Raw genomic sequence first — 16,122 nt, 5'->3', positions numbered from 1 at the left:
TTCGGCACCGTGGACCGGTTCAGGCCGCGGTGAGGATCCGGGGGCCGTCCGGGGTGATCGCGATGGTGTGTTCGGAATGCGCCGTGCGGGAACCGTCGGCCGAGCGGATCGTCCACCCGTCCGGGTCGGTGACGATGCGGTCGGTGGTCTTGGCGAACCAGGGTTCCAGCGCGATGGTGAGCCCCGGTCGCAGCCGGAACCCGCGGCCCGCCCGTCCGGCGTTGGCGACGTGCGGGTCCTCGTGCATGGTGCGACCGAGACCGTGACCACCGAATTCGGTGTTCACGGGATAGCCGTGCGCGCGGGCGACCGCGGCGATCGCCGCGGAGATATCACCGATCCGGTTGCCCGGCTGCGCCGCCTCGATCGCCGCGGCGAGGGCCTCCTCGGTGGCGTGCACCAGGCGCTGGTCGTCGGGGTCGGGTGTGCCGACGATCACGGTGGTCGCGGCATCGGCGACCCAGCCGTCGATGCTCACCGCCAGGTCCATCGTGAGCACATCGCCGTCCTGCAACGCGTAGTCGAACGGCAGCCCGTGCAGTACGGCGTCGTTCACCGACAGGCAGACCGTGTTGCGGAACGGCCCGCGCCCGAACGACGGCGCGTAATCCCAATAGCAGGACTGCGCACCACGTTCCCGGATCCGTTCCCGCACAATCATTTCCAAATCGAGCAGGTTCACCCCGACCGCCGCCTTCGCCCGCAGTTCGGCCAGTATCTGCGCAACGAACGCGCCCGTGACGCGCATCTGCTCGATCTCGTCGGGCGTTTTCAGCTCCACCATCACAACCTCCATCAGTCTCCGGTATTTCAATACCGTTCCTTGCGGTACTTTAATACCACTTCTAAGCTGGAGCCCATGGTCCGCCTCCCCCTGACCCCCGAACAGCTCGAAGCCGGCCGCCGCCTGGGGGCCCGAATCCGGATCGCCCGCGCCGACCGCGAACTCGCCGAGGTCGCCCGGGCAGCAGGTATCTCCCCGGAAACTCTGCGAAAGATCGAAACCGGCCGGCTGCCGTCCCCCAGCTTCGGCACGGTCGTCTCCCTGAGCCGCGCACTCGACGTGCCACTCGACGACCTCGCCCAGATCTGGACCGCGGACAAACTGGCCGAATCCGCCTGAGCACGGAGATCCCCGGCCCGCTGAACGAGCACTCGACCGCCGGCCCGGCCATACCGGCCTGCGGGCTCCGGCCTGGTACGGGCTGCCGTTCGGCACCCGGGCACACGGCCCCGCCGACCGCACCGTCGCCCCGGGGCGCCAGGGTTGGCGCTACCGGTCGCTCGTACCGCCACCATCGGCCGACTCGTCGCCGGTTTCGCCCGGTGCCGACGCGTGAGCTGGGTCGGTCGTCCGATCACCCGGTACCCGCGGCGGCCGGCATCGCCGACCACGCGGCGGTTCCGGAGATGGTGACGGCGTGCGCCGACGGGTCCGATCCCGGCCCGGCCGCGCGGCGACGCCGGTGACCGCCGGCGTCTCCGCGCGGCCCGGTACTTACAGAGCGCCGCCCGCGTCGACCATCTGAGTGGTTCCGGTGACGTAGCGAGCGGCGTCGGAAACCAGGTGCAGCACCGTATCGGTGATGTCCTCGGGTTCCACGGCGGCGACCGGGAGCCGGTTGAGTGTACGGGCCGCCTCTTCGAAGTCGGCGCGGGTCGGGTTCTCCAGGTCCGGGCGGAACAGCCGGTAGGTCGCGTCGTTGAGGATCATCGGGGTGGCGACCGTGGACGGGTGCACCGTGTTCACCCGGATGTTCTGCGGTGCCAGCTCCTTGGCCAGCACCTTCATCAGCATCACCAAGCCGGCCTTGGACGCCGAGTAGTGCGCCGTGTTCTCGTTGGCGTACACCGCCGCCAACGAGCTCGTGATCACCACGGAACCGCCACGGCCACCGGCGATCACCTGCGGCACCGCGGCTTTCAGGGTTTTCCACACGCCGGTGAGATTGATATCGATCATGTCCTGCCAGGTGTCCTCGCTCATCTCGAGCGTGGGCGCGGGGCTGGAGATCCCGGCGTTGGCGACCACGATATCGAGTCGCCCGAAGGCGTCGACGCCCGCGGAGACCGCGGCCGTCAGGGCGGAATAGTCGCGGACGTCGGCGTCCCGGGCCACGATCCGGCGGCCGGTGGCCTCCACCAGGCGAGCCGTTTCGGCCAGGTCATCGGCGCCGGCGAGCGGGTAGGGCACGCTGTCGATCGTCGCGGCGGTGTCGACGGCGATGATATCGACGCCTTCGCGCGCGAAACGCACCGCGTGACTGCGGCCCTGCCCGCGCCCGGCGCCGGTGATGAATGCGACCTTGCCATCCAGAATGCCCATGAACTACTCCGTATCCGCAGTGGGTGATTCGCCGCCCGGCCTCCGGCCAGAATATGACACCAACTGTCAATAGTCGCTTACCGCACCACTCATCGGGACATCGTGGTCCGGACCGATCGGCCCATGTGACCTATGATCGCGATAGCCCGCAGCGCAGCGGAACCCGGCCGAATCTCACCAGGACCGACGACTCGAACTCGTATGCCGTTGTCCGCCGACCTGCCTGGAGCAAGCCATGACCACCCCGCCCGAGACCGCGCGTGCGCACAACGCACCCGGACGCGGCGATGACCGGCGCGTCGCACTGTATACCCCCGAATTCGCCGCCCACCCCCACCGCGCCTACCGCGAAATGCGTGAACAGTACGGCTCGCTGGTCCCGGTGGACCTTGCGCCCGGCGTGCCCGCCACGCTGGTGATCGGATATCGCACCGCCCTGCGAATCCTCAACGACCCGGACCGTTTCCCGGCCGACCCGCGCACCTGGGAGCGCACCGTCCCCGGGGATTGCCCGGTTCTTCCGGTCCTGCAGTGGCGACCGGCCGCGCCGCGCAGCGCCGGGCCGGCGCACGCCCGCTACCGCGGTGCGACCACCGCCGCCCTCGACGGGGTCGATCTGCACGCCGCGCGCCGCACCGTGGAACATCACGCGGTGCCGTTGATCAACAAGTTCTGTGAGAGAGGTTCGGCGGACCTGGTCCGCGAGTATGCGTTTCCGCTCACCTTCGAGGTCATCAACGCGATGCTCGGCTGCCCGCCGGAGATCAGCGAACGAGCCGCCGCGGCCACCGCCGCCATTTTCGACGGTGTCGACGCCGAAGCGGGTAACCGCATGTTCGGCGAAGCGGTCTCCGATCTCGTGGCGGCCAAACGCCGCGAACCGGGCAACGACCTCACCACCCGGCTCCTGCACGACCCGGCCGGTTTCGACGAAGAGGAAATGGTGCACCAGGTCCTCGCGTTGTACGGCGTCGGGATGGGTCCCATGCAGAGCCTGATCATCAACGCCCTGAGCGTGATGCTCACCGACGACCGGTTCGCCGACGATATGCTCGGCGGTTCCGTATCGACCCGTGACGCGCTCGACGACGTCCTGTTCGACGATCCACCGCTGCCGAACGCCAGCGTTACCTACCCGCGGCAACCGGTGCTGATCGACAACACCTGGCTCCCGGCCCATCAGCCGGTGGTGATCAGCCTGGCCGGCTGTAACAACGATCCGGAGATCCGCACCGGCAACCACACCGGCAACCGCGCCCATCTGGCGTGGGGCGCCGGCCCGCACGCCTGCCCCGCCCAGAACACCGCACAGCTGATCGCCCAGGAAGCCATCGACCAGCTGCTCGACGCCCTGCCCGAACTGCGGCTGGCCGTCCCCGCGGCGGAACTGACCTGGCGCCCCGGGCCGCTGCACCGCACCCTCGCCGCGCTACCGGTCACGTTTCCGCCCTCGCCGCCGCTGCACCTGCCCTGACCGGATCAGGCGACGGTGAGCACGTCGTCGAGGGTGACCAGGGACAGGTTGCGTTCCCGGATGATGTCCACCAACTGTCCGTAGCAGCGGGTGACCGGCGGGAAGTTGGCGTGCCCGATCACGATCGCCTGCGGATTGAAGTATTTACGAGCGCAGTCGATCAGGTACTGCTCGGTGACGAGCCCCGAATCCGACAGCGACCCGTACCACATGACCGGCACGGTGTACCCGAGATCGGCCGCGATCCGGTCGATCCGGGCATTGTGCCGCCCGAACGGCGGCCGGTAATACGGCATACCGTCCACGCCGAACCTGTTGCGCAGGAACAACTTACAGCGGGAAATATCGTCGGCGACAGCATGATCGGACAGCGCGGTGAGATCGGCGTGATCCCACGTGTGGTTGGCCAGCTGGATCTGCCCCGATTCCACCAGCGGCCGCAGTTCGTCCTGATGCGCGATCCACGACTGGTAGTAGGCGGTGACGAAGAAGGTGAACCGCGCCCCGGTGTCCTTGGCGAACTGTATGTAGGCACCCACGACCTCGGCGCTCGCCCCATCGTCCACGGTGAGCGCCAGACAGTTCCCCGCTCCGGGCAACGCCGTGATGGTGGCCGGCGGAATCGCGGCCTTCGCCCCACCCGGCGGCGGCAGCAGCGCCGGCCGAACCGGCGCCGGACCACCCACCTCCGGTACCTCCGGGGCCCCCGCCGCCACGGGATCACCCTGCGCCGAACTACATCCCGTCAGCGCCACAACGGTTCCCGCAGCCATCATCGACAACATCGAACGCCTGTCCATCGCCACCCCGATCACATCGCCTTGCGTTCCCGAGAAGACCCACTGACGTGCTGATATGCGTTCGGCACTCTACCGGCGCGAAAGCCTGGGATCGGGGATCGCCACGCACCCGACCGACCGGTGTCCACGAGCTCCGTGCGCCGGAGGTGCTACCGAATGTGGCCGGCCCGGAGCACGGCGACGAAGACACCTACGCACCGTGGACGGCGGCGAACGTACGCGTCGGCCGGAAAGTGGCCGGGGTTTCCACGTGCACCCAGCAGCTGCTCTCTTCGCCCAGCGTTGTCAGGGGCGGCGGGAGGAACGACGGTGGCGCGAACCGGACCTCGGTGCGCTGCGCCGGCGTGGTGACCACCGCGGTCTGTTCGGTTCCGCTCCATTCGCTGACCCACAGCCCGCCCACGGTCCGGACTTCGGGTGTGGCCCCGTCGGTCAGCGTGACAGCCACCGGATCGCCCACGTACTCGCCCCATACGACCCACCACCGGCCCGGCGCATGGGCATTGATCGGCCCGGAGACACCGACAGCCATGTCCGCCGCGCCGGACCAGGGCCGCCACAGCAGCTCGTCCTGCCCGGCCTCGGTCACGATCGCACCCCCGGGCTGCGGGTGAGTGACCCGGAAGCACCGGTCGGAGCCGCGCCACTGTAATCGCATCCCCGACAGCGGTAACACCTTCGACTCGACATCCCCATCGTGAACCCTGTTCGCCATCACGGCTCCTCGTTTCCGGCCCCGGCTCCGCGCCCTGGACTGCGCTGGAGCACCGACACCGGACGTGCTACCCACCTTTCCCGTGACCAACCGTTGTCGAGCGAGTTCGCTCGGCCGCGCCCGTGGATCGGGCAGCGGCCGGCGCGCCGGGAATCGGGTTACTTGTTACGTTTCGAGGTCGTGGACTTGGATTTCTTGCTCTTGCTCGAACCGTCGCTGTCCGGTTCCCATTCGTAGCCCGGAGTGCCCTTCTCGCAGTACGAGTTGTCGACCTCGGTATCGGTGGCGTCGAATTCGCACCAGCGGTCGTTGCCGCAGGCGGCGCTACCCAGGCCGGCGGCGAGGGCGATGATCGCGGTGCCGGTGACGATGCGCAGACGGGTGCTGGAAAACATGTGTCCATCTCCTGAGAGGGTTGCCGAATTCGAGAGGCCCGAGATCAGGCCGACAGCCGGAGCCCGGCCAGGACAGCGCGATGGTCCGAGCCCGGGATGGTGAGAGTTTCTATGTGGTCGGTGGTCCCGCCGGACACCAGGATGTGGTCGATGCCGATCACCGGGCCCCACGACCGGTCGTTCGGGTAGGTGAGCAGCCGGCCCGCGCCCGCCTGCTCGGCCGCCGCGGCGAAGCGGCCGCTCACGAGCTTGCGGAAGGCGGCGTGATCGCTGGTGGCGTTGAAATCGGCGCCGACGACCGCCGGTCCTTCGGTGGCCTCCAGCAGGGCGGCGGCGGCCGCCAGTTCCTTCAGCCACACCGTGTGGTCGATATTGGGCGGCAGCGGATGGAACGCGAAAACGGTGACCGGTCCGAGTGCGGGATGGGTGAGGGTGGCGGACAGGTTGGCCATCTGGAATTCCTGGTGGCGGACGGTTTCGGTGAGCGGGAAGCGGCTGTAGATACCGGTTCCGCCGCCGCCGAGGCCGGGTTCCAGGTAGTGGTACGGGAGCAGGGTGTCGATACCGGACGCCGTCAGCCGCGCAACGGAATTCGGGGTGAGTTCGTCGACGGTCAGGACATCGACCTCGTGCTCGCGGACCGCGGCCACCACCGCGCCGGTGTCGGCGCCGCCGAACAACAGGTTCGTCTGCAGGACGGTCAGTTCGGTGCCCTGGGCGGCAGCGCTGCTGTCGGGCACGAACAGCGGGATCTGCGTCCACAGCACCCCGGTCAGCACGATTCCGGCGGCGACGGCGCTGCGCCAGCCTTTGGCCAGCAGGAACAACAGCAGCGCGGCCAGCGCACCGAGCATCAGGTAGGTCGCTCCGGATGCGAGCAGGATGAGTTCGCGCCGCTGCCAGCCGCCCAGGTAGAGCGCGATACCGGCCGCTGCGGCGAACAACGCACACCAGCCCGTGGCGAGCAGAATCCGGCGGGTCACGCTATGCGTCATAGGGTCAACTTATCCGGTGCGGTTGCGAAATCCTTTCCGCGACCTTGCACCCGTCTCAGCACCTGGGAAACAGCACCGGTCCCACCGCAGGGCCGGAAACTGTTGCGTAACAAGCAAACATGCCGGCCACACGCCTGTTCGACATCGACGGCGACGAAATCGGCCACCGAGGCCGGCCGGGCGGCAACGTGGTCTCCCCGGGTCGAGGTCCGGCATCTCGAGCGCGGCGGCCGGGACGTGATACGCCGCCCGCGGCCAGGACATGATTCAGGTCCGCACCGGGGTGGGAGCCGACCGGCCGGGGGCCGGTGCGAATCGGGGTATGTAGCGGTACATCACGGCGGCACCGGATATCGAGACGAGACCGAGCGCGGATATCGCGAGCCCCAGCGTGACGACGGTGGCGGCGGCGCCCGCGACCAGCGGTCCCGCGAACATTCCGAAGTCGTGGGTGAGCCGCCAGGCCGCCAGGAATTCCGCGCGGGTGGCGGGCGGCGCGATATCCGCGCCGAGCGTCATGATGACTCCGTTGCCGAAACCGTTGCCGATTCCCATCACCACCGCGACGACGCCGATCGTCCGGATATCGTGCGACCAGGGCAGGGCGAAATACGACACCGCGATGATCACCAGCGAGGGCACCGCGATGAACCGCCGGCCGTAGCGGTCCATCAACTGCCCGGCCGGATACGAACACAACAGATCACAGGCGGCGCCGATCCCGAAAACCAGGGAGGCCGACGCGGCGTCGAGCCCGATGTGATCGGCCCACAACGGTAGCGCCGCCTCCCGGGCGGCCCGTGCCGCACCCATCAGCAGTGAGCCGGTGCCGAGTGTCGCCAGCAGGTGGCGATGGCGGCGCAGGATCGTGCTGAGTGGGACACCGCCGGCCGGTGCGTCGTGGGTGCGCGGCGGATCCGGTACCCGGGCCATCAGATAACCGGAGACGATCACCCCGGCCAGTTGCACCGCGAACCCGCCGCGAGTGCCGATCGCGAGGATCACCAGCGCCCCGGCGAACGGCCCGATCAGGAAACCCAGCCGCCACATGAGCGCGAAGGTCGCCATGGCGCGGGCGCGCATCTCGCTCGGCACGACTTCGGCGAGATAGCTCTGCCGGGCCAGCCCCCACACCGCGTTGGACACCCCGGTCAGCAGGGCGCCGAGGGCGAGGACCGCCGGTGTCCATGCCACGAGCGACAGCAGCACACCGAAAGTGCCGATCAGCGAGCCGGCGATGATCGAGCGGCGTTCGCCGAACCGGGCGACCACGCGGCCGGCGGGCAGGTCACCGAGGACGGCGCCCAATCCGACCAGGGCCACGACCAGGCCGGCGGTGCCCACGGAGGCGCCCAGGTCGCGGGCGGTCAGGGCGATCACCGGGGAGCCGGCGCCCTGACCGATGCCGAAAACCGCGGAGGGAACGAAAACGGTGGGCAGCAGCGGCCGCAGAGTTGTCCAGGTCGACATATCCGCGCTAGCCGGTCACCTGACCGTCCGGGCCCGCGTTCTCCGGATAGGTGCCGTTGGCGTACGGGTTGTACTCGTTGGTGTAGATATCGGCCGCCGTGAGTTTCCCCTCCTCGATCTCACCGTTGCGGACCAGCCAGTCGATCCACAACTGGATCTCCTTCTCACGGGTCACCCCGCCGGGGCCGGCGACACCGGTGCTCTTCCAGTACTCGGCCTTCTGCGGGCTCTCCCCTTCACGACCGCGGCGTTCGATGATCTCCTTGAACTTGGCGATCACCTGGTCGCGCGGGGTGGTCTGGGCCCAGCGGATCGCCCGGGCGGTGCCCTGGGTGAGGTCGGCGACGGCATCGGTGTTCCGGGCGAGGAAATCGTCGCGCACGATATAGGTGCCGTAGCTGAAGTGCCCGTACAGACCGCCGTCGGTGAACAGCGGCCGGATTCCGCCGCGGGCCACGGCCTCGTCACGCCAGATATCGAACAGGGCGACGGCATCGATATGACCCTGCCGCAGCGATTGTTCGGCGTTCACCGGCGGTACCACGGTCAGCTCCACCTGCCCGATCTCCTCCGGGGACAAGCCCTGCTGCGCCAACCATTCCCGGGCCACGAATTCGTGGTGCGCGCCGAGGGTGTTCACGCCGAATTTCTTGCCGATCAGGTCGCGGGCGCTGCGGATCGGGCTGTTGTCCAGGACGTAGTAGCCCGTGAAATTCTCGTCGTCGGAACCGTAGTAGCTGATCACCGAGGTGATGGGCGAACCGGCCGCGGCGAGTTTGACCACGGCGCCGTTGAACGCGCCACCGATATCGGTGGCGCCGGTGGCCGCCGATTGGATGTCCTGCGGGCCGCTGGTGGTGTTACCGACCCATTCGAGGGCGACCTTGCCGAAATAACCCAGTTCGGCGGCGAGTTCCGGATAGGTCACCTGGCTGGCCCAGCCCTGGTACCGGATGATCGTTTTCCCGTCCGGGGTGGTCCGGGTCGCGTCGGAGGTACCGCACGCCGACACCGTCGAAACGGCCGCGAGCACCGCGACGAGCAGGGTCAGCACACGTATACGCATGGCGGTGATGATCTCCGCGCGCCCAGCGGCGGGCGAGGGTTAAACCAGTGCCGATTCCAACCGTTGTCCCGGGGCGCGGACCGGTGCCAGCCTGTGATTCGCCGAGACGGGCCGATATCGCGGCAGGCAGCAAGGGGTTTCGAATGACCGATCCGATCGATCTGAGCACCGATGTCCTCGTTGTGGGCGGTGGACCGGCCGCGACCTGGGCCGCGTTGCGCGCGGCGCGGTCGGGTGCCGCGGTCGTGCTCGCCGACAAGGGTTACTGCGGTACCAGCGGCGCCACCGCCTCCGCCGGGACCGGCGTCTGGTACGTCCCGCCCGACCCGATCGAGCGGGAGGCGGCGATCGCGAGCCGGGAAAGCCTGGGCGGCTACCTCGCCGATCGCCGCTGGGCGCAGCGGGTACTGGACGAAACCTTCGACCGCCTGAACGAGCTCGCGGAGGTCGCGCGGTTCCCGTTCCCGGTGGGCCCGGACGGCCGGCAGTTGCGCAACGGCCTGCAGGGGCCGGAATACATGCGGCGGATGCGAATCCTGGTGCGCCGGGCGGGGGTCCGGATACTCGATCACGCACCGGTCACCGAACTGCTGGTCGACGGTACCGGCGCGGTGGCCGGGGCGCTGGGCTACCGGCGGCAGGCCCGGGAGGGCTATCGCGTGCGGGCGGGTGCGGTGGTGCTGGCGACCGGTGGCTGCGCGTTCCAGTCGAAGGCGCTGGGTTGTGATGTGAACACCGGGGACGGCGCGTTGTTCGCGGTCGAGGCCGGGGCGGAGTTGTCCGGTATGGAATTCTCCAACGCGTACGGGATCGCGCCCGAAGGCTCCTCGGTGACCAAGACCGCGTTCTACCAGTTCGCGACCTTCTATCGCGCCGACGGCAGTGTGCTGGACGGCGCGAGCGGCCGGCACCGCTCACCGATCGCGGCCGAACTCCTGCGCGACAAGGTGTACTGCCGGCTGGACCGGGCCGACGAGCCCGCCCGCGCGGCCATGCGCCGGGCCCAGCCGAATTTCTTTCTGACCTTCGACCGCCGCGGTATCGACCCGTTCACGGACAAATTCCCGATCACGCTGATCGCGGAGGGGACGGTCCGCGGCACCGGCGGAATCCGGCTCGTCGCCGACGATTGCGCGACGGGCGTCCCCGGGCTCTACGCCGCCGGCGACGCCGCCACCCGCGAACTGATCTGCGGCGGGTTCACCGGCGGCGGCAGTCACAATGCGGCATGGGCGATTTCCTCGGGGAACTGGGCCGGGGCCGGCGCGGCCCGGTACGCCCGGTCGCTGGGAACCGGCTCGCACAGCCGTCCGGTGCGGGCGATCGGCGATTCCGGCGCCCGGCCCGGGGGCACGCGGGTTTCCGGGGACCACCGCGAGGTGGTGGCCGCGGTACAACGCGAGGTCCTCCCCTACGACAAGAACTACCTGCGCCACGGCGCCGTGCTCACCGAATCCCTCGCCACCCTCGACGATATCTGGGCCACCGTGCGGGAAACCCTCGGCGGGACGAACGAACAGCGCGTGCGCACCAGGCAGGCGGCGGCGATGACCGCGCATGCCCGCTGGATGTATCACGCGGCCCTGGCCCGCACCGAAACCCGGGGTATGGCGAAACGGCTCGATTTCCCCGGCCAGGACCCGGACCAGCACCATCGCCTGATCACCAGCGGGTTGGACGGTATCCGGGTCCGCCCGGAACAGGCGGTGGCGGCCGGAGTGGCCTCATGATCGAGCTGGTTTCGGCGCAGCGCTGCATTACCTGCGACAAGTGCATCGCGGTGTGCCCGACGAATGTTTTCGATCGAGGCCCGGACGGCATCCCGGTGATCAGCAGGCACAGCGATTGCCAGACCTGCTTCCAGTGCGAAGCGAACTGCCCGGCCGACGCCCTGTATGTCGCCCCCAGCACGGTCCCCGAACCCCCGGATTCGTTCGCCGCGGATGAGCAGGAACTGATCCGCCGCGGCCTGCTCGGTAGCTACCGCGCCCGGATCGGCTGGGGTAAAGGCCGCAAACCCGGAACCCTCGACGCCGTCGGCCCCGCACTACAACCGAATTCGGCACCACTCACGAGCTGAGTACGTCCGCTGCGGCCAGTCCGCGGAGGACGAGGTCGATGTGGTGCGCCCGGGCCTGTGTATCGGCACCGGGAATCAACTGGGCGATACGGAGCAGTCCGAGAAGTTGATAAGCGATATCGCCGGCGGTGATATCGGGGGCGAGGGTGTGATCGGTGCGGGCGCGGCGCACGGCTTCGTGCCCGATCTCGGTGAGGTGCGCCAGGCACCGTTCGAGGTCGGCGTTCGACGGCGGCCCGGCGGCCAGTAGGTCGATCATCGCCTGATTGCCGATGAGCTGGTCGGCGGCCGCGGTGAAGAACGCACGCAGGCCGGCGAGCGCGGACACGCCTTCGGGGAGGCGCGCTCCCGCAAGTGCGGCGAGATCGGTGCCGGTGACGGCCTCCAGCAGGCTGTCACGGGTCGGGAAATGCCGGTAGAGGGTGCCGATCCCGACGCCTGCCGCACCGGCGATTGCCCGCATATCCACGGATATGCCGTTGTCCCGCAGGGCTTCTCGCGCCGCCTCCAATATCCGTTCCCGGTTGGCGGCGGCATCTCGCCGCTGTTTCCGATCCGCTGCCACCCCCACACTCTAGCGAACCGGAACATCGGTTCCGCTCGAGGTACGCTGTTCCGGAACGAGTGTTCCGGAAATGGAGTGGGCATATGAGAACGATCGTGATCACGGGCGGTACCGACGGCATGGGCGCGGCACTCGCCCGGCACTATCTCGGAGCGGGTGAGCAGGTCGTCGTCATCGGGCGCGACCGGGCGAAGTTCGAAGCCTTGCGCGCCACCGCATCCGGGCCGGGCCGCGCGAGGTTCTTCGCGGCCGATCTCTCGTCGGTCGCCGAGAGCCGCCGCGTGGTCGAACAGCTTCGGGCCGAGCACGATCGGATCGACGCCCTGGTGCTCGCGGCGTCGTTCATCCGGCAGAGCCGGTACGTGACAGCCGAGGGTCACGAGGCGTCATGGGTGCTGTTCTTCGTCTCGAAGTACCTGTTCGTCACGGGTCTGGCCGACCGGCTCCGCGCGGCCGAGCGTCCGGTCGTGGTGAATACCGCGGTGCCCGGCACGCGCACCGATGCCATCGATTTCGACGACCCCGGAATGCGTGCAGGCTTCACCTTCGCCCGCGCCAACGCGCAGCAGCGGCGCGCCAACGAACTCTTGGGCATTCTCGCCACGGAGGCAGATCCTCGCCTCTCCTATGTGACCTGGGGGCCCCGCGGGCTGGTGCGAACCAGCTTCGCCGGTGAGGTCGGCCCGGCGATGCAGCTCTCCGCAGCGGTTCTGGGCCGCCTCCTGGGCGCGCGCCCCGACACCGCGATCCGCCCGATGATCAGCCTGATCGACGACCCCGCGCCCGGCCGGTCCGCATACCGCGGTGCACGCCGGAAACCACTGGTCACCGGCGACCACGACGGCCGGGACATCGCCCGGCTGGCGGCGCTGATCGAACGGGACATCAGTCCGGCAAGCCCCGAGTGACCGGACAACCCGGCGCACCGGCCCGAGCAACACGAGGGCCAGCCGGCGCGCAGATTCCCGGACCGGCTCGCAAGGGACCCGAGAGGCCGCGGTCAATCCGGCACGGCGACCGGTTCGGCCGGGCGGGCCGGCACCGGACGAGCGCGGAGCAGGACCGCACCGAGTAGTGCGGCCGCCAGGCTGAAGCCGGCACTCACCCACGCGCCCACCGAAACCGCCTCGGTGAAGGCGGTTTTCGCGTCCTCGGCGAAGCCGAGTTCGAAGGCCGCGCCGATGGACTCCCGGGCCGGCGCCGGTGCGCTCTCGGGCATCCGCGCGGTGAACACACCGGCCAGCACGCTGCCGAGGATCGCGATACTCAGCGCCAGCCCCACCTGCTGCAAAGTGTCGTTGAGCGCCGATCCCACGCCCGCGTGCCGCAGCGGTATCGCGTTCATGATGGCCGTGTAGGCCGCCGGGCCGGCCAGGCCGCCGCCGATGCCCATGATCAGCATGCTCACCAGAACCCACAGGTATCCGCCGCCCACGGCGAGGACCGCGAAAGCCACGGCCATCACGGTCAACCCGGAGACGATGAGGGTTTTGTTCGCCAGGTTCTTGCCCAGAGTGGCCCCCAGACCGTTGAACACCGCCCCGGCCAGGGCGTAGGGCAGCAGCGCCAGACCGGCTTTCATGGGTCCGTAGCCGAGAACGAACTGCAGGTACTGGGTGAGCATGAGCATCACCGCGCCCATCCCGAACACCATCAGCAGCACCGTCGCGCAGGTGCCGGTGAAATCGCGGTTCGCGAAAACACCCAGCGGCAGCATCGGCTGTTCCTGCCGCCGCTCCCACAGCACGAACGCCACCGCCGAGACCACCGCGAGCACCAGGACGGGGACGTTCCACTCCCGCTCGATGATCAGGTACACCGTGGAACCCAGCGCGACGACCGACAGCACCACACCCACCAGGTCGACCGGGCGCTGTTCACCGGTGGTCTCCGGCATGAGGACGAGCGCGGCGGCGATCGCCAGGACCGCCACCGGAATGTTGAGCAGGAACACCGAACCCCACCAGAAATGCTCGAGCAGCAACCCACCGAGAACGGGACCGGCCACGATTCCCAGGATCGAGACCGTGGACCACGCGGCCAGCGCCATCCGGCGTTCGGTCTCGTCGAAGGTGGTCATCAGGATCGAGAGAGTCGAAGGCATCAGCAGCGCGCCGCCGATACCCATCACGGCGCGGGCGGCGATCACCTGCCACGGTTCGGCCGCCACGACGGCGGCCAGAGACCCCACCCCCAGCACCACGAGGCCGAGGATCAGCATCCGGCGGCGCCCGAACCGGTCCGACAGACTGCCGGCCGTGAGCAGTAAACCAGCGAAGACCAGGACGTAGGAGTCGAGGATCCACTGGATATCGGCGGGGGTGGCATCCAATTCCCGGATCAGCGACGGGATCGCGATATTCAGCACGGTGCTGTCGATCATCAGCACCAGCAGGGACAGGCACAGCGCCGCCAGGATCAGCCAGCGGCGCGGATCTCGTACAGTGTTCGATTCCACTCGCACACTGTACGACGAAACGGAACGGCGTGCGAGCGGCGATAGGATCGACGCTGTGGCGAAGAGTTTCGATTCGGTATGGACACGGGCACCCCGGCAGCCCCGGACCTCGGGCCTGACCCGGGACCAGATCGTGCGCGCCGCGATCGACCTGCTCGATTCCGAGGGCCTCCCGGCGCTGAGTATGCGCAAACTCGGTGGCCGGCTCGGCGCCGGCGCCACCAGCCTGTACTGGCATGTCGCGAACAAGGACGAACTGCTCGAACTCGCGCTCGACGAGTTCTGGGGTCTGGTCGACGACGGCGGCGGACTGGACGGATCCGGCAGCCTCCGGGAAACCCTCACCACCTACGCCTACAACCTGCGCGCCGTGCTGCTCGCGCATCCGTGGGCGGCCACCCTGATCGGCCAGTTACCGAGCTGGGGGCCGCGCGCGTTCCGGCTCGGTGAGCGGCTGCGCCGGACGTTCACCGACGCCGGCTTCCAGGGCCTGGATGTCTACCTCGCCGGGGGGACGGTGAACAGTTTCGTGCTCGGCCAGATCGTTCCGGTGATCGCCATGGAGAAGGCCCACGGTGGCCCGGTGCGGCAGCAGGACGTGGTGGGCATGCTGGACGGGCTGGCCACGGACTATCCGGAGATGCGCGCCGATTACCACACCGTGATGCCCGAGGATTCCACGGCCGGCCAGGCGCTGGGCTTCGACTTCGGACTGATGTGCGTGCTGGACGGGCTGGAAACTCGGCTGCGCGGCCGGCCCGGCGCGGATACGGTGTCGGGCGAAACGAACGCCACCGGCCCGTCCTGACCGGCCTCGGGCCCGGTTCTGCCGGCACGAGCAGGTTCGGGTCCCGCCGTATGCCGTTCCGGCCATCCCCACCTGGGAGGACTCCGTGCGCACCGACGACGATTTCGTGAACCACATCGCCGACCGCCTCGCCACCCTGCCCGGGGTGGTCGCCGTCTCACTCGGCGGCTCCCGGGCCCAGGGCACCCACGGCCCGGACAGCGACTGGGATTTCGCGCTCTACTACCGCGACCACTTCGACCCGGCGTCGTTGCGCGCGGTGGGCTGGGACGGTGAGATCTCCGAGCTCGGCGCGTGGGGTGGGGTGTTCAACGGCGGCGCCTGGCTGACGGTCGAGGGCCGCGCGGTCGACGTGCACTATCGCGATCTCACGGTGATCGAACACGAACGGTCGGAGGCCGAACAGGGGCGGTTCCGCTGGGAACCGCTGGCCTTCCACCTCGCGGGCATCCCGAGTTACCTCGTGGTGGGCGAACTCGCCGTCTCCCGGGTACTGCGCGGTGAACTGCCGAAACCGGAGTTCCCGGCGGCCATGCGCACGGTGGCACCGCCGATCTGGCGCCGCCAGGCCGATCTGACCCTGCGTTACGCCCGAACCGCCCACGCCCCGCACGGGCGGCTCACCGAAACCGCGGGTGCACTCGCCACCGCGGCGATGCAGACCGCGCACGCCGTCACGGCCGCCCGCGGCGAATGGGTGACCAACGAGAAGCGCCTGCTCGAGCGCGCCGGTCTCCGAGATATCGACACACTGCTCGCGGGGATGTCACCCGATCCCGGGATGCTCGCCGATCGGATCGATTCGGCCCGCGAGCTGTTCGAAGCGGCCTGTGCGCGGGAGATCGGGGCCCCCGCACGCGGGTGACGAGGGGTCACGGTACGGTCTCGGCAAGATCGAATATCACAGGTTCGGCACCAATGAGCCGGCAGGTTGGGCACAGCGGCGTGTCGCCCCTAGGCTCGCGGGAGG

17 protein-coding genes are annotated in these 16,122 nt (G+C 69.1%); 7 read left to right on the top strand and 10 right to left on the bottom strand.

Translation table 11 applies throughout. The features are described from left to right. Nucleotides 1-19 precede the first annotated feature (19 nt). Nucleotides 20-784, bottom strand: a complete 765-nt coding sequence (gene map, locus ACQEVO_RS07810; RefSeq protein ID WP_432910385.1) for a type I methionyl aminopeptidase — start codon at nucleotides 782-784, stop codon at nucleotides 20-22. A 75-nt stretch (nucleotides 785-859) separates the two neighbouring features. On the opposite strand from map, the gene ACQEVO_RS07805 reads away from it, so the two are divergent. Next, on the top strand, nucleotides 860-1,123 hold the full coding sequence (locus ACQEVO_RS07805) for a helix-turn-helix transcriptional regulator (RefSeq protein WP_432910382.1): 264 nt from the start codon (nucleotides 860-862) through the stop codon (nucleotides 1,121-1,123). 375 nt (nucleotides 1,124-1,498) lie between these two features. Here the strand turns inward: ACQEVO_RS07805 and ACQEVO_RS07800 are convergent, their stop codons facing one another. After that, a complete protein-coding gene (locus ACQEVO_RS07800) occupies nucleotides 1,499-2,326 on the bottom strand; it encodes a mycofactocin-coupled SDR family oxidoreductase (RefSeq protein ID WP_432910381.1) in 828 nt (275 codons plus the stop codon). Nucleotides 2,327-2,561: 235 nt separating this feature from the next. On the opposite strand from ACQEVO_RS07800, the gene ACQEVO_RS07795 reads away from it, so the two are divergent. Next, on the top strand, nucleotides 2,562-3,800 hold the full coding sequence (locus ACQEVO_RS07795) for a cytochrome P450 (protein ID WP_432910378.1): 1,239 nt from the start codon (nucleotides 2,562-2,564) through the stop codon (nucleotides 3,798-3,800). Between the two features lie 5 nt (nucleotides 3,801-3,805). On the opposite strand, the gene ACQEVO_RS07790 is transcribed toward ACQEVO_RS07795, so the two are convergent. From ACQEVO_RS07790 to ACQEVO_RS07765, 6 genes are all read right to left on the bottom strand, one after another. Then, nucleotides 3,806-4,585 (bottom strand): polysaccharide deacetylase family protein, encoded by a 780-nt coding sequence (locus tag ACQEVO_RS07790; protein ID WP_432922467.1) that lies wholly within the window; start codon nucleotides 4,583-4,585, stop codon nucleotides 3,806-3,808. Between the two features lie 205 nt (nucleotides 4,586-4,790). Then, on the bottom strand, nucleotides 4,791-5,315 hold the full coding sequence (locus tag ACQEVO_RS07785; RefSeq protein ID WP_432910375.1) for a hypothetical protein: 525 nt from the start codon (nucleotides 5,313-5,315) through the stop codon (nucleotides 4,791-4,793). Nucleotides 5,316-5,473: 158 nt separating this feature from the next. Continuing rightward, nucleotides 5,474-5,710, bottom strand: coding sequence for a hypothetical protein (locus ACQEVO_RS07780; protein WP_432910372.1), 237 nt, complete (start codon nucleotides 5,708-5,710; stop codon nucleotides 5,474-5,476). Between the two features lie 44 nt (nucleotides 5,711-5,754). Next, on the bottom strand, nucleotides 5,755-6,705 hold the full coding sequence (locus tag ACQEVO_RS07775; RefSeq protein WP_432910370.1) for an endonuclease/exonuclease/phosphatase family protein: 951 nt from the start codon (nucleotides 6,703-6,705) through the stop codon (nucleotides 5,755-5,757). Between the two features lie 267 nt (nucleotides 6,706-6,972). Next, nucleotides 6,973-8,175: an MFS transporter gene (locus tag ACQEVO_RS07770; RefSeq protein WP_432910367.1), complete on the bottom strand. Its 1,203-nt coding sequence runs from the start codon at nucleotides 8,173-8,175 to the stop codon at nucleotides 6,973-6,975. A 7-nt stretch (nucleotides 8,176-8,182) separates the two neighbouring features. Continuing rightward, a complete protein-coding gene (locus ACQEVO_RS07765; RefSeq protein WP_432910365.1) occupies nucleotides 8,183-9,241 on the bottom strand; it encodes an ABC transporter substrate-binding protein in 1,059 nt (352 codons plus the stop codon). Nucleotides 9,242-9,384: 143 nt separating this feature from the next. On the opposite strand from ACQEVO_RS07765, the gene ACQEVO_RS07760 reads away from it, so the two are divergent. Both ACQEVO_RS07760 and ACQEVO_RS07755 read left to right on the top strand, forming a co-directional pair. After that, nucleotides 9,385-10,971 (top strand): FAD-binding protein, encoded by a 1,587-nt coding sequence (locus ACQEVO_RS07760; protein ID WP_432910363.1) that lies wholly within the window; start codon nucleotides 9,385-9,387, stop codon nucleotides 10,969-10,971. Then, the gene (locus ACQEVO_RS07755; protein ID WP_432910360.1) at nucleotides 10,968-11,321 is read left to right on the top strand and encodes a 4Fe-4S dicluster domain-containing protein; all 354 of its coding nucleotides are present in this window, start codon (nucleotides 10,968-10,970) and stop codon (nucleotides 11,319-11,321) included. The genes ACQEVO_RS07760 and ACQEVO_RS07755 overlap by 4 nt, the downstream gene beginning before the upstream one ends. On the opposite strand, the gene ACQEVO_RS07750 is transcribed toward ACQEVO_RS07755, so the two are convergent. Beyond that, on the bottom strand, nucleotides 11,311-11,886 hold the full coding sequence (locus tag ACQEVO_RS07750) for a TetR/AcrR family transcriptional regulator (RefSeq protein WP_432910357.1): 576 nt from the start codon (nucleotides 11,884-11,886) through the stop codon (nucleotides 11,311-11,313). The genes ACQEVO_RS07755 and ACQEVO_RS07750 overlap by 11 nt on opposite strands. Nucleotides 11,887-11,969: 83 nt before the next feature. On the opposite strand from ACQEVO_RS07750, the gene ACQEVO_RS07745 reads away from it, so the two are divergent. Then, the gene (locus tag ACQEVO_RS07745; protein WP_432910355.1) at nucleotides 11,970-12,794 is read left to right on the top strand and encodes an SDR family NAD(P)-dependent oxidoreductase; all 825 of its coding nucleotides are present in this window, start codon (nucleotides 11,970-11,972) and stop codon (nucleotides 12,792-12,794) included. Nucleotides 12,795-12,886: 92 nt separating this feature from the next. On the opposite strand, the gene ACQEVO_RS07740 is transcribed toward ACQEVO_RS07745, so the two are convergent. Beyond that, the gene (locus ACQEVO_RS07740) at nucleotides 12,887-14,344 is read right to left on the bottom strand and encodes an MFS transporter (protein ID WP_432910352.1); all 1,458 of its coding nucleotides are present in this window, start codon (nucleotides 14,342-14,344) and stop codon (nucleotides 12,887-12,889) included. Nucleotides 14,345-14,399: 55 nt separating this feature from the next. Between ACQEVO_RS07740 and ACQEVO_RS07735 the strand changes: the two genes are divergently transcribed. Together ACQEVO_RS07735 and ACQEVO_RS07730 are read left to right on the top strand one after the other, a co-directional pair. Beyond that, on the top strand, nucleotides 14,400-15,152 hold the full coding sequence (locus tag ACQEVO_RS07735) for a TetR/AcrR family transcriptional regulator (RefSeq protein ID WP_432910350.1): 753 nt from the start codon (nucleotides 14,400-14,402) through the stop codon (nucleotides 15,150-15,152). Between the two features lie 85 nt (nucleotides 15,153-15,237). Next, nucleotides 15,238-16,017, top strand: coding sequence for a nucleotidyltransferase domain-containing protein (locus ACQEVO_RS07730; protein ID WP_432910348.1), 780 nt, complete (start codon nucleotides 15,238-15,240; stop codon nucleotides 16,015-16,017). The last annotated feature ends 105 nt before the right edge of the window (nucleotides 16,018-16,122 follow it).

Origin of the sequence: Nocardia sp. CA-290969 (assembly GCF_050936135.1) — a bacterium.
In the GTDB taxonomy this organism is placed as follows: domain Bacteria; phylum Actinomycetota; class Actinomycetes; order Mycobacteriales; family Mycobacteriaceae; genus Nocardia.
Note: the sequence above shows the minus strand (reverse complement) of the source record. Positions and strands in the feature narration are given on the sequence as shown.

Bases quoted from the DNA above. Each gene is read 5' to 3' on its own strand.
- ACQEVO_RS07790 (WP_432922467.1), bottom strand. From the start codon at position 4,585: ATGTTGTCGATGATGGCTGCGGGAACCGTTGTGGCGCTGACGGGATGT.
- ACQEVO_RS07805 (WP_432910382.1), top strand. From the start codon at position 860: ATGGTCCGCCTCCCCCTGACCCCCGAACAGCTCGAAGCCGGCCGCCGC.
- ACQEVO_RS07780 (WP_432910372.1), bottom strand. From the start codon at position 5,710: ATGTTTTCCAGCACCCGTCTGCGCATCGTCACCGGCACCGCGATCATC.
- ACQEVO_RS07760 (WP_432910363.1), top strand. From the start codon at position 9,385: ATGACCGATCCGATCGATCTGAGCACCGATGTCCTCGTTGTGGGCGGT.
- ACQEVO_RS07755 (WP_432910360.1), top strand. From the start codon at position 10,968: ATGATCGAGCTGGTTTCGGCGCAGCGCTGCATTACCTGCGACAAGTGC.
- ACQEVO_RS07775 (WP_432910370.1), bottom strand. From the start codon at position 6,705: ATGACGCATAGCGTGACCCGCCGGATTCTGCTCGCCACGGGCTGGTGT.
- ACQEVO_RS07795 (WP_432910378.1), top strand. From the start codon at position 2,562: ATGACCACCCCGCCCGAGACCGCGCGTGCGCACAACGCACCCGGACGC.
- ACQEVO_RS07800 (WP_432910381.1), bottom strand. From the start codon at position 2,326: ATGGGCATTCTGGATGGCAAGGTCGCATTCATCACCGGCGCCGGGCGC.
- ACQEVO_RS07770 (WP_432910367.1), bottom strand. From the start codon at position 8,175: ATGTCGACCTGGACAACTCTGCGGCCGCTGCTGCCCACCGTTTTCGTT.
- map (WP_432910385.1), bottom strand. From the start codon at position 784: ATGGTGGAGCTGAAAACGCCCGACGAGATCGAGCAGATGCGCGTCACG.
- ACQEVO_RS07785 (WP_432910375.1), bottom strand. From the start codon at position 5,315: ATGGCGAACAGGGTTCACGATGGGGATGTCGAGTCGAAGGTGTTACCG.
- ACQEVO_RS07745 (WP_432910355.1), top strand. From the start codon at position 11,970: ATGAGAACGATCGTGATCACGGGCGGTACCGACGGCATGGGCGCGGCA.
- ACQEVO_RS07765 (WP_432910365.1), bottom strand. From the start codon at position 9,241: ATGCGTATACGTGTGCTGACCCTGCTCGTCGCGGTGCTCGCGGCCGTT.